The organism is Pseudoalteromonas sp. L21 (genome assembly GCF_021728035.1).
Classification (GTDB): Bacteria; Pseudomonadota; Gammaproteobacteria; order Enterobacterales; family Alteromonadaceae; genus Pseudoalteromonas; species Pseudoalteromonas arabiensis.
The window spans coordinates 828,323-840,721 of the sequence record NZ_JAKKCV010000001.1 but is presented as its reverse complement, the minus strand read 5'-3'; the positions used below and the strand labels follow the sequence as shown (position 1 = coordinate 840,721).

Genomic DNA, 12,399 nt, shown 5'->3' with positions numbered 1-12,399 from the left:
GCACTATGAACACTAAACGACGATAACCTGATTTCATTACTTTAGACAGTGTTTTTATTCGCCATTAGGCGAGTAATTTTAGGCGTATCGATAAATAGATTTAATAGGTAAAAGTAAGCAATGAAAGTAGTGATTATTGGCGCAAGTGGTTATAGCGGCGCAGAGCTAGCAAGTTTAGTTGCAAAGCATCCAAAACTGACTCTACAAGCGTGTTATGTGTCTGAAGGGAGCTTAGATAAAGATAAATTATTAAGCGATTTATACCCCGAGCACTTAGGCTTGTTAGCGTACCCGCTGCAACCGCTAACAGCTGAGGCTTTTCAGGAAATAAATAACACTGCTGATTATGTGTGTCTATGTACTGATCACAAAGTGAGTGTTGATCTTGCGCCACAATTTTTAGCCATGGGCAAAAAAGTTTTTGATTTATCGGGCGGCTTCCGTTTAGCTGGGAATGAGGATTACCTAACTTATTATGGTTTCGCGCATGAACATCCTGAGCTTTTAGAGCAAGCGGCTTATGGTTTGGCTGAATGGAATAGCGATGCGATTAGTAAAGCAAACCTTGTTGCTGTAGCAGGGTGTTACCCAACAGCGGCACTTAATTCTTTAAAGCCACTTAAAGAAGCGGGTTTATTAGCTGAGCAAACCATCATTGTTAATGCTGTCTCTGGCGTAACCGGTGCGGGTAGGAAGGCCAGTGTGAATACGCACTTTTGCGAAGTGTCACTTGCTCCTTATGGCTTGTTTAACCACAGACACACACCTGAGATTGAGCAGTACCTTGGTCACCCTGTGTTATTTACCCCACATTTAGGTAATTTTCCTCGCGGAATTTTAGAAACTATTTATGTGCAATTAAAACCAGGTGTGACAGCAGAGCAAGTGAGCGCGGCATATCAAGTGCTAGCGAATGAGCCGTTAATTCGTTTACTCGGAAATAAAATTCCAAGCATCAAAGGCGTGGCTAAACAACCATTTGTTGATATTGCATGGCAACAAAAAGGTGAGCAACTGATTGTTATGTCGGCCATTGATAACTTATTAAAAGGGGCCGCAGGGCAAGCATTGCAATGTATTAATTTAGCGATGGGACTTCCTCATCATACCGGGTTAGTAGGAGCGTTATGATGAAAACATGGGTAATTAAAATAGGCGGTGCAGTATTAAATACAGCTGATGCCGCAAAAGCTTTATTTGACGTCCTTGTAGCACAGCAACAGGCCAACTTTGTGATTGTTCATGGTGGTGGTGCATTAGTTGATGCGTGGCTTAAAGACGCAGGGTTTGCCAGTGCGAAGCACCAAGGTTTACGTATCAGTCCAAAAGAACAAATGCCTTATATTGTTGGGGCACTGGCTGGCTGTGCGAATAAACAGCTAATGAGTCAAGCAATTGTTTCAGGGCATAAGCCTGTGGGGATGAGCCTCTATGAAGCGGGCGTTGTGGTTAAGCAAAAATTAAAAGCACTTGGGCAAGTTGGACAATGCGCTGATAGCACCGACAGTGTTTTACCAAGTTTAATTGCGCAAGGCCGCTTACCCTTAGTGAGCTCTATTGGCTTTGGCGAAGATGGGCTTTGGTACAACGTTAATGCCGATGAAGCAGCAGCGGCGATTGCAAAAGAACTTGATGCAGAACTTATTTTTATGACTGATGTAGAAGCGGTGCTTGATGCAAACAAACAACCGCTACATCAACTTAATACGCAGCAAATAGATGCATTAATTCTTCAAGGAGTTATTCAGGGCGGGATGGAGGTCAAAGTTAAGACCAGCCTTCTTGCTGCCCAACATTTACGACGTGGTGTGTATATCTCAAGCTGGCTAAAGCCAGAAAACTTAGTCGCCTTATTACAAGGCGAGCACGTAGGAACGAAAATTACACCATAGGTATTACATGTTTACTCACTTTTTATCTGGTCTTGAGTTAGACCAAAAAGGCGCGCTTAAACTACTCGATTTAGCGCAAAAAATTAAAGCAAACCCAGTCGATTTTAGCCAAGCTTTAGCGGGCAAGTCAGTGGTTACCTTATTCGAAAAACCAAGCTTACGTACCCGTTTATCATTTGATATTGGTATTAATAAATTAGGTGGTCATGCTGTTTATTTAGATTCACAAAATGGCGCAATGGGTGCGCGTGAGTCAGTAAAAGATTTTGCTTTAAATATTTCAACTTGGGCTGATGGCATTGTTGCTCGCGTATTTGCACATAAAACATTAACCACCCTTGCTGAGTTTTCGTCAGTCCCTGTGGTAAATAGCCTCTGCGATTTATACCACCCATGCCAAGCACTCGCTGACTTTTTAACGCTACAAGAAGTGCATGGTGATGTCAGTAAACTAAAGCTTGCATACTTAGGTGAAGGTAACAACGTCACACACTCTCTAATGCTATTAGCTGCTACTTTAGGGACTGATTTTGTCGCTGTGTGCCCGAAAGGAAGCTCGCCAGATTCGCAAATTCTTAAGCAAGCAGAGCAAATTGCAGCGATGAATGGAGCGACTGTCATGGTTAGCGACAGAATTGAAGCGGCAGTGGGTGCAAATGCAGTCTATGCTGATACGTGGGTATCGATGGGCGATAAAACACCGCTTGAGCAGGTGAAAGCTAAATATATGCCGTACCAGTTAAATCAAGCACTACTTGAGCAAACTGGTGCGCAAACTGTGTTGCATTGCCAGCCGGCTCATCGTGAGTTTGAAATTACCTCTGAGGTAATGGATGGCCCAGCATCAAAAATTATTCAACAAGCAGAGAACCGTATGCACGCGCAAAACGCACTGCTTGTCACATTATTAAATCCAAATTTTGTTTAAGGAACACCAATGAGTTCAATCAAAAAAGTCGTATTAGCCTATTCTGGTGGTCTAGATACATCGGCAATCGTGCCATGGTTAAAAGAAAACTACGGCTGTGAAGTTATCGCATTTGTTGCTGATGTAGGTCAAGGCGCTGAAGAGCTAGAAGGCGTAGAAGAAAAAGCAATCGCTTCAGGCGCATCTGAATGTTATGTGGTTGACTTAAAAGACGAAATGGTCAGTGACTATATTTATCCAACCTTAAAAACGGGTTCTATTTACGAAGGTACTTATTTACTCGGTACGTCTATGGCGCGCCCAATCATTGCAAAAGCCCAAGTAGAGATTGCCCGTAAAGTAGGTGCTGATGCGCTTTCACATGGTTGTACAGGTAAAGGTAACGATCAGGTGCGTTTTGAGTCATGTTTCGCAGCCCTTGCGCCAGATCTTAAAGTAATCGCACCATGGCGTGAGTGGGATTTATCGAGCCGTGAATCACTACTTGATTACTTGGCTGAGCGTGATATTCCGTGTTCAGCGTCTGCTACAAAAATTTATAGCCGTGATGCTAATGCGTGGCATATTTCACACGAAGGTGGTGAGCTTGAAGATCCATGGTGCCAACCAAGTGAGCAAGTATGGACTTGGACTAACTCGCCAGAGCAAGCACCAAACGAACCTGAATATGTGACATTAAATGTTGTCGAAGGTGAAGTGGTTGCGGTAAATGGTGAGACGCTTAAACCTTATGACTGTTTAGTTAAATTAAATGACATTGCTGCGCCACACGGTGTGGGTCGTGTTGATATCGTCGAAAACCGTTTAGTCGGTATGAAGTCGCGTGGCTGTTATGAAACACCAGGGGGCACAGTGATCATGGCCGCATTACAAGCGGTTGATGAACTCGTGCTCGATAAATCAAGCCGTAAATGGAAAGAAGTACTGGGTGGTGAGTTTTCACACCTTGTCTACGACGGTCGTTGGTTTACACCATTGAAAGATTCGATTCTAGCTGGGGCTGAATCTCTGTCTAAACTCGCAACCGGTGAAGTGGTGCTTAAGCTTTATAAAGGTCAAGTCACTGCGGTACAGAAAAAATCACCGAATAGCTTATACAGTGAAGATTTCGCAACCTTCGGCGAAGATGATGTATATGACCAATCACATGCAGAAGGCTTCATTCGTTTATTCTCGCTATCTAGCAGAATCTCAGCACTAACGAAAAAGTAATTTAATTATTGCCTTGCAAAGCGGGGCAATCGCCGAGTTTGGAGGCAGTTCAATGGCATTATGGGGCGGACGTTTTTCTACGGGGCCAGATGAAGCGTTTAAGCAATTTAACGATTCACTTCCTTTTGATTATCAACTTGCAGAGCAAGACATTATTGGTTCGGTTGCTTGGGCGGGAGCGCTTAAGCAAGTTAATGTGTTAAATCAGCAAGAATATGATGACCTCGTTGCAGCACTGAATAAGCTGTTAGATGAAGTTAAAGCAAACCCACAAGCAGTGGCTGGAGCAGGGCATGAAGACATTCATTCTTATGTTGAGTCAGCACTGATTGATAAAGTGGGCGATCTTGCTAAAAAGCTTCATACGGGTCGTAGTCGTAATGACCAAGTAGCGACAGATTTCCGTTTATGGTGTCGTGATACTGCCGAGCATATTCTTGAAGCCATTGCAGAGCTTAAAGGTGAGTTTATTGCCTTAGCTGAGCGTGAGTTAGGCACTATTCTACCGGGTTACACACACTTACAGCGTGCACAACCTGTATTATTTAGCCATTGGTGTATGGCCTATGTTGAAATGCTTGAGCGTGATGAAAGCCGTTTAACCGATGCCAAAAATCGTATGAATTATTGTCCACTCGGTAGCGGTGCTTTAGCGGGTACGGCGTACCCAATAGATAGGCAAACTCTTGCCGAAGGGTTAGGTTTTACCGCAGCAACACGTAACAGTTTAGATGCTGTATCTGACCGTGACTTTGTGGTTGAGCTATTAAGCTGCGCGTCAATTTCAATGATTCATTTATCGCGTATGGCCGAAGACCTGATTTTTTATAACTCAGGCGAAGCGGGCTTTATAGAGCTGTCTGATGGGGTAACATCAGGCTCATCATTAATGCCGCAAAAGAAAAACCCAGATGCACTTGAGTTAATCCGTGGTAAAACGGGCCGTGTATTTGGTGCATTTAGCGCCATGATGATGACACTTAAAGCACTGCCGCTTGCTTATAATAAAGATATGCAAGAGGACAAAGAAGGCTTATTTGATGCGATGCCAACGTGGCTTGCGTGTATTCATATGGCGCAAGCGTGCATCAAAGGTATTAAAGTTAATGCAGATAAAACCCTTGCTGCTGCAAAAGGCGGTCACTCAAATGCGACTGAGCTTGCTGACTATTTAGTGGCTAAAGGCATCCCCTTTAGAGAAGGGCACCACATTGTTGGTACCTTAGTGCAAATGGCTATTTCTAAAGGGAATAACTTAGAAGATTTAAGTTTAGAACAATTTAAATCTGTACATAGCATTTTCGAGTCAGATGTCTATCCTGTATTAGAAATAGACGCATGTATAAAAGCACGTCAGGCATTAGGTGGTACCTCTGTTGAGCAAGTCTCTAATGCAATTGAATATGCAAAAAAAAACGGCAAATAAAAGTACGTGATGCAAATTTAAATGACGTTGAGAGCATTGCCCAACTAATTCAATACTGGGCAATGAATGGGGAAAACCTACCTCGCGCTAAAAGTGACATGATTCATTCAATTAATGAATTTGCAGTCACGGAGGTTGCAGACCAGGTTGCTGGCTGCGCCTCATTGTATATTTACGATACAGGACTTGCAGAGATCCGATCTTTAGGGATTGATCCAAAGATGAGTATCACAGGTCAAGGCAAACAATTAGTTGAGCACTTATTAGTTAAAGCCAAAAAGTTGGCGCTTAGCCGTGTCATTGTATTAACGCGCGTGCCAGATTTTTTTAAAAAACAAGGCTTCAGCTATTGCAGCAAAGATAGTTTACCGGAAAAAGTCATGAAAGATTGTGAGCTTTGCCTTCGCAAAGACAATTGCGATGAAGTCGCAATGGAATTTATTTTAAGGCCTCGTGAGAATGCGGTGATCCCGTGTAAAAACGTAGCTTAATTTCCCTGGATAGTAAAAACGTACGGTTACCCCTGTGCGTTTTTTTATGCCTGAAATTTGCTGAGTTGATCAAAAAGATCTGTTTAAGCGAAAAGTTGGATCGTTAGTTGCTTAGTTTGATATGTAGCAAAAATGCTGCAAAAATGTACAAAAAGCGTCAATAAAACGAGAGCGCTGAGTACGTTTGTGATTCGTCACACGTTAACTACAATTTAAACTTAAAGGATTTAAATCATGCAAATTTCAAATAATAGTCAATTACAGATGCAAGCTTACAGCCAAATGCAACAAACAAAGCCTGCACTAGAACAAACTACTAGTAATAAAACCTTACAATCTGATACAGTAACTCTATCTAGTCAAGCAATGTCACTGTCGGGTGATGCAGAGCTTCAGCGCGGTGGTGGTGCTATGTTCCCACCAAGTAAGAAAGAGCAATAGGTACTGAATGTTTTTTACTGAGCAACTTGGTTTTTTCTCCCTTTCAGCTATGAGTGCTTGGGGATTTTTAATGGCATTTTTTTTTAATATTTTTGTCTACGCAGTAAATGAAAATAAACGAAAAACCACTTTGCTCTTAAGCTCATTTATAATGATGGTCTCCTATATCGCTGGAGATTATTTTTTTAGTTGGCTCTCTTATACTGCAGTAACCTTTCTTGAGTGGGCATTGTACGACATAGCCACTTTAGTCTTCTTAATTTTTGCATTCCTTGTAATAAAACGTACAACTCCTTCCTTTAGCTATTTAGTTTTTGGTTTAATCATTAATACTATTCTGTTTCTGTCTGTTTATTTAGATGTTCAAGTGTATAAAAATACAACACACTGGATCTTGTGGGATATCTATTCGCTAGGTGTTAATGTCGTAGACTTCACCATGATAGTGGCATTAATCGTCGACCGAGACATCCTTGGACTGAATAAGTTGAAAAAGTTAATTGGTCACTCTCTTAAAAATAAAAAATTAGTTTGAAAATAGCAGATGTATATAAATGCCTACCTAGGTAGTTTAATTGGTACGTTTATAGAGTGGGGCTTTTTAATGGCTTTTCTCTTCAACCTTGCTATGAGTATCAATAAGAATGATCGTCGTCCTTTAATTTTAGCTTTTATTATGATGCTCTCATACTTTTTGAGTGGTGTTCTAGAGTTATCTTCTTTTCATTATTTGAATTGGCTTTACTATGACTTGGTAACGATTATTATTATTGTAGCTTGGTTGAAGCTGAAACAGCATCCTATTTTTTATGCGGCAATTTATATTTTAATGGGTTTACTTCTGAATTCATTTCTTATGCTCTCAATCTACATTGATATTTTTGTATACGATAATACAACTCCATGGCTACTGTGGACAATATACTCTCTTGGCGTAAATAGTATCGATATTATGATGATCTTAGCTTTATTATTGAACAAAGATTTCTTGAAGCTTGGAGCACTTGTTAGTCATATTAAAGCCAAAGCCTGCTAGAGGTTTATTGTATGCTTGAATATCTCCAAGAATACTTGGGTGTGTATCTTGCCACTTTTATCATGTGGGGCTTTTTGATGGCCTTTTTGTACAACATGGTAAAAAAGTCTTCATCGGTAGGGGGTGGAGATAAAACAGTGATGTGGATAGCATTGGCAATGTTTTTATCTTATATGGTAAGTGATCCACTCCTTAACGTTACTTTAGGCTACAACATCCTCAATACGACACTTGCATATTTAATTTGGGCTGCGTCAGACTTAATTATGTTGTCTTTCATTTGGTTTGTTACCCGTAAAAAAAACCTAAATGAGGTCCCTGCAAAGTTATATATTTTTACAGGGCTCTCGGTGAATATTTTATTGTTTCTGGCAATGTATTACGACACTAACTATGCCCACTTTACTGGTCATTGGTGGTTTTGGGATGTGTACACCGTGACAGTTAATACGATGGATATAATGATGATAATTGCGCTGCTATGTAACAAAGACTTTCTAGGGCTTGTAAAGTTATATAGATGGGGTCGGGGTCAAGCAAAGCTTACTTGACCCGTGATAGCGGTTTAAAAACGAAATTCCCAGCTTGTTCTTAAGCCAGTATTTGTGTCAGAGTCATTGCCTATTTCATCCCTTGATACAAGTCCGGTTACTTTCCAAAGACCACTAAATAAAGATTGTTGATAACCAAGTTCTAATTGTAATTGCGTCATATCTGCAGGTGTTTCTTCCGCTTCACTGTCAATCCAACGTAGCTTTGCATGACCTCCATAACCATCTAGAGTATGGTAATAAGCACCTAACACAGCCGATTTACTTTGCTTAGGCACAGAGCTGCCAATAAGTCTTTGTTTTTGTGTGTAGCTAGCCGAGCCGTATACACAATCAGCTGTAAGGCTGCATTGTTGCTCTGTATTTGAGTATTCAAAATAGGTTTTCAGTAAACTGTCATTTGAACCAAAGTAGCTTTCAATACCCACAGTATAAAAAGGATCACTTGGTGCAAGGCCACTTTCATTACGCCCCATTACATCAGCATAAAATGCAACAGGTTGCTGTGCTATGGATGTTGAGTATTTAACATCAATACTTGTTAGGCGATGGGTCGATGTTTGGCTTTCGAGTGTAACTGAATCGATATATTCATCAGTAAGATAATCAGAACTTGCCGTATTTACTGCAATTTCAAGCCCTTTTAATGGTGTACTTGCAAACCTTAAAGCCCAATAATCGCCTTCTTCACTGCTATTTAAAAATGGTTTTTGTTTAGCGTAAATACCAGTTAACTGCCAATTACCAATAAATGATAACCAACTAGGGCCAACATATTGACTGTTTGCACGGGAAAAGCGCAGGCCTTTCATCGGAGCTGCGTTATTCGATAGTAACAAGGCGTTGTCGTTACTCGGGCCCCACCAATGACTTACTTGCTCTGCACTGATTGACCAGTTACCCATTAACACGGCTAGATAACTACCATGATAATTTGTGTATTTTCCGTCGAGTGACTCGTCAGCATAGTTCACACTTACTTTGGCACTTACTCGCTTACCGGTTATTGAACCATAGCTGTTAATACCACTTTTTTGCTGATCGCGTGTCGTAAAGCCCTGTTGTGTCTCGGGTTCACTATTGTAATTGAAGCGCACCCCAGAACTGTTTTTTCGTTTGGCGTTATTGAGAGCGTGCTTAACGTGCTGATACGCGAAAAAACTACGTTCCTGTAAATTATTAGGGTCGATAGCTGCTAAATCACCTGCAATACCTTGCCACATAAGCGGGTAACTATTGATAGGTTGTTTTATAATTCCTTGATTAAATAGCATCTCTATAGAAGCCCTTAACAAAGGGTCATCACTTTCTATCCATGGCTCAGCAAAGCTTGGTGCAGAGATCATTAGTAAAGCACTTAAGCTAATGAACTTTTTTAGTTTCATCCGTGTATTTTTTCCTGTAATGCGGTGGCGACAATAGGGTTAACAAATTCGCTCACATCACCATGATGACGGGCAACTTCTTTAACGAGCGTCGAGGAAATAAACGAGTTTTTTTCAGCGGGTGTTAAAAACACACTTTCTAAATCAGGGTTTAGGCGTCGGTTCATATTTGCTAGCTGAAACTCATAGTCGAAGTCAGATACAGCACGAATACCACGAATGAGTACTTCAGCCTTATGCTCACGGGCAAGGTCAGCTAATAAACCAGAAAAGCCGATCACGCTTACATTTTTAAGGTGGGCTAAAATTGTATTTGCTAACTCTACACGTTCTTCTAGTGTAAAACAGGGTTGTTTACTTGGATTATGAGCAATAGCCACAATGACTTTGTCGAACATTTTAGCTGCTCGATGGATGAGGTCTGTGTGCCCATTCGTTAGCGGGTCAAAGGTACCTGGGTAGATTGCAGTAACGTTCATATCTATCAGCTAGTTAAAAATTTGCTTGCTATAGTAACAGTGTTTTCACTCGTATGCAGCTTTGAAGTAAGAGCATCCTATTAGATTTTTTGGTTTTATATAAGGTACTAAGCCGATTGAAGTTAGAATTTTTCAAGGTAGTATTTTATTGCCACGCATTTGTTTATACTGCTTGGCTGAAAATGAACTTCAGATCGTAATAAATATAAAAATAGAGTAAGCAGCATATGAGCACAAAGGATAAAATCATACATACCAGCATTGAGCTATTTAATCTCCATGGAGAGCGTGCTATTACGACCAACCACATTGCTGCACACATGGGTATTAGCCCTGGCAATCTGTATTATCACTTTAAAAATAAAGAAGACATTATTCGTCACATTTTTGCTTTATACAGTGAACATCTCCATACGCACTTTAAGCCATTAAAACCAGAAGATAATGCGCTTGAAAACTTAGCAGGGTATTTAGACTCTTTGTTTGAACTGATGTGGCGATTTCAATTTTTTTACGATAATTTGGGTGATATTTTATCCCGTGATGAAGTATTAAAAAAAGACTATATCGAGTTTCAAGCTGCGCTGTTAGAGCAGGTAAAAGAGGTGTTATTTGCATTACGTTCAGGTGGTATTATTACTATTGATGACGCCGATGTAACAGAGCTTGCCCATATGCTTAAAATGACAGTGAGCTTTTGGACACCTTACATTAAAGCCCGTCGCTTGAGCGGCGAGCTTGCCAGAGAAGATATCTATAACGGTATCTTAAAAGTACTATTGCTATTAAAAGCACATTGTACAGAGCAACATTTGGAACAAGTAAACAACTTAAGAGCAAAGTACTTAGCACTTGCTGCCACTGAGCAAAGCGAACAATAATCCTACAAAGCAGTTTATTTCCTAGACGCTATAATTTTTGTTATAATCGCGCGCCCTTGAGGTTGGTATGCCTCGGGCCGTGTGAATCCCACTGTCTAAGAGTGAACTATGCTTAAATTTATCGTCAAATTACATCCTGAAATCGCTATTAAGAGTAAGTCTGTTCGTAAGCGTTTCACCAAGTTATTAGAAAATAACATTAAGATCGTTTTACGTCGCGTTGACGAAAAAGTGCAGGTTAGAAATAACTGGGACAATATCTCAGTGGTAAGCCTCCTAGACTCTGAGCAAGTTCGCTTAGATATCATTGATGGCTTAAAACGCATTCCTGGTATCGTACAGTTTATTGAAGTAACAGAAACAGGCTTCGACTCAATTGACGATATTTACCAAAAAGCACTTGAGCTAATTGGCCATACTATTGCAGGCAAAACATTCTGCGTGCGTTGTAAGCGTTCAGGTAAGCATGACTTTACATCGAGCGATGTAGAGCGCTACGTAGGTGGTGGTTTAAACCAGCATGTTGAAGGGGCGCGCGTTAAATTATCTCACCCTGAAGTAACAGTACGTTTAGAAGTGCGTGATGATAAAGCCTATATAGTTACTGAAACTCACTTAGGTATGGCGGGCTTCCCGCTGCCAACACAAGAAGATGTATTATCGCTTATGTCGGGCGGTTTTGACTCTGGTGTTGCCAGTTATCAAATGATCCGTAAGGGGGCGCGTACTCACTTCTTGTTCTTTAACTTAGGTGGTGCAGCCCACGAAATCGGTGTTAAGCAGGCGAGCTATTACATCTGGAAGCAATTTAGCTCTACTCATAAAGTTAAGTTCGTGACGGTTGATTTTGAACCTGTTGTTGCTGAAATCCTTGAAAACGTAGAAAACAGCCAAATGGGTGTGGTTCTAAAACGTATGATGATGCGTGCCGGTAGTCAAGTTGCAGAAAAACTAGGTGTGCAAGCACTCGTAACAGGTGAAAGTATTGGGCAGGTTTCAAGTCAAACACTTGCGAATTTGAGTGTCATTGACCGTGTGACTGAAACTTTAATCATTCGTCCGTTAATCCAACACGACAAGCAAGATATTATTAATATTGCGCGTCAAATTGGTACCGCCGAAATGGCAGAAAGCATGCCTGAATACTGTGGTGTGATCTCTAAAAAGCCAACGGTTAAAGCTAAAATCAAAACGATTCTTGCCGAAGAAGCTAAGTTTGATTTCGACGTGCTAAATACGGTCGTTGAAAATGCGCGTGTGATGGATATCCGGGATATCGACACCGAAGCAAAAGAAGAAGTGAAAGAGGCTGAATCTGTATCTGACTTACCAAAGGGGGCGGTTGTTGTAGATATACGTTCACCTGAGGAAGAAGATGCCAATCCACTGGAGCTTGAAGGTATTGATGTTGTGCATTTACCTTTCTTCCGCTTAGCGACTAAATTTGGTGACTTACCAAAAGATAAAGAATATTACCTATATTGTGCGAAAGGGGTAATGAGCCAGTTGCAAGCGCTGATCCTGCACGAAGAAGGCTACAGTAACGTAAAAGTGTATCGCCCATAAGGGATACTGATAAAAGCGCGACACGTTCGCGCTTTTTTTATGGCTGGTGGAATGGCTTGTTTTGCGCAAAACACGTTTGACGCCTGCGCGCCGTTTACTTTTTCCCTCGAA

At 41.0% G+C, this 12,399-nt stretch carries 12 protein-coding genes and 1 pseudogene; 11 read left to right on the top strand and 2 right to left on the bottom strand.

Features of this window, described 5'->3' with window-relative positions:
- Window positions 1-120: 120 nt before the first annotated feature.
- From argC to L3V41_RS03780, 9 genes and pseudogenes are all read left to right on the top strand, one after another.
- Complete coding sequence (argC, locus tag L3V41_RS03820) at window positions 121-1,131, top strand: N-acetyl-gamma-glutamyl-phosphate reductase (RefSeq protein WP_062568741.1); 1,011 nt, start codon at window positions 121-123, stop codon at window positions 1,129-1,131.
- The gene (gene argB, locus L3V41_RS03815) at window positions 1,131-1,892 is read left to right on the top strand and encodes an acetylglutamate kinase (RefSeq protein WP_193988988.1); all 762 of its coding nucleotides are present in this window, start codon (window positions 1,131-1,133) and stop codon (window positions 1,890-1,892) included. Before argC ends, argB begins: the two co-directional genes overlap by 1 nt.
- A 7-nt stretch (window positions 1,893-1,899) precedes the next feature.
- Window positions 1,900-2,820, top strand: a complete 921-nt coding sequence (locus tag L3V41_RS03810) for an ornithine carbamoyltransferase (protein ID WP_237127187.1) — start codon at window positions 1,900-1,902, stop codon at window positions 2,818-2,820.
- Window positions 2,821-2,829: 9 nt separating this feature from the next.
- Window positions 2,830-4,032 carry an argininosuccinate synthase gene (locus tag L3V41_RS03805; RefSeq protein WP_193987777.1) on the top strand — a complete coding sequence of 401 codons (1,203 nt, stop codon included), beginning with the start codon at window positions 2,830-2,832 and terminating at the stop codon, window positions 4,030-4,032.
- Between the two features lie 52 nt (window positions 4,033-4,084).
- Window positions 4,085-5,949 (top strand): annotated as a pseudogene (gene argH / locus L3V41_RS03800) (argininosuccinate lyase).
- Window positions 5,950-6,183: 234 nt separating this feature from the next.
- A complete protein-coding gene (locus L3V41_RS03795) occupies window positions 6,184-6,390 on the top strand; it encodes a hypothetical protein (protein ID WP_237127186.1) in 207 nt (68 codons plus the stop codon).
- Window positions 6,391-6,397: 7 nt separating this feature from the next.
- Window positions 6,398-6,925, top strand: a complete 528-nt coding sequence (locus L3V41_RS03790; RefSeq protein WP_237127185.1) for a hypothetical protein — start codon at window positions 6,398-6,400, stop codon at window positions 6,923-6,925.
- A 69-nt stretch (window positions 6,926-6,994) separates the two neighbouring features.
- Window positions 6,995-7,426, top strand: coding sequence for a hypothetical protein (locus tag L3V41_RS03785; RefSeq protein WP_237127184.1), 432 nt, complete (start codon window positions 6,995-6,997; stop codon window positions 7,424-7,426).
- A gap of 11 nt (window positions 7,427-7,437) precedes the next feature.
- Entirely contained in the window at window positions 7,438-7,977 is a 540-nt protein-coding gene (locus L3V41_RS03780) for a hypothetical protein (RefSeq protein ID WP_237114416.1), read from the top strand.
- 14 nt (window positions 7,978-7,991) lie between these two features.
- Here the strand turns inward: L3V41_RS03780 and L3V41_RS03775 are convergent, their stop codons facing one another.
- Both L3V41_RS03775 and coaD read right to left on the bottom strand, forming a co-directional pair.
- On the bottom strand, window positions 7,992-9,362 hold the full coding sequence (locus tag L3V41_RS03775; RefSeq protein WP_237127183.1) for a capsule assembly Wzi family protein: 1,371 nt from the start codon (window positions 9,360-9,362) through the stop codon (window positions 7,992-7,994).
- Window positions 9,359-9,841, bottom strand: a complete 483-nt coding sequence (gene coaD, locus L3V41_RS03770) for a pantetheine-phosphate adenylyltransferase (RefSeq protein WP_062568751.1) — start codon at window positions 9,839-9,841, stop codon at window positions 9,359-9,361. Before coaD ends, L3V41_RS03775 begins: the two co-directional genes overlap by 4 nt.
- Before the next feature lie 227 nt (window positions 9,842-10,068).
- Between coaD and L3V41_RS03765 the strand changes: the two genes are divergently transcribed.
- Both L3V41_RS03765 and thiI read left to right on the top strand, forming a co-directional pair.
- Window positions 10,069-10,722: a TetR/AcrR family transcriptional regulator gene (locus L3V41_RS03765; RefSeq protein ID WP_062568752.1), complete on the top strand. Its 654-nt coding sequence runs from the start codon at window positions 10,069-10,071 to the stop codon at window positions 10,720-10,722.
- 108 nt (window positions 10,723-10,830) lie between these two features.
- Window positions 10,831-12,288 (top strand): tRNA uracil 4-sulfurtransferase ThiI, encoded by a 1,458-nt coding sequence (gene thiI / locus L3V41_RS03760; RefSeq protein ID WP_237127182.1) that lies wholly within the window; start codon window positions 10,831-10,833, stop codon window positions 12,286-12,288.
- The last annotated feature ends 111 nt before the right edge of the window (window positions 12,289-12,399 follow it).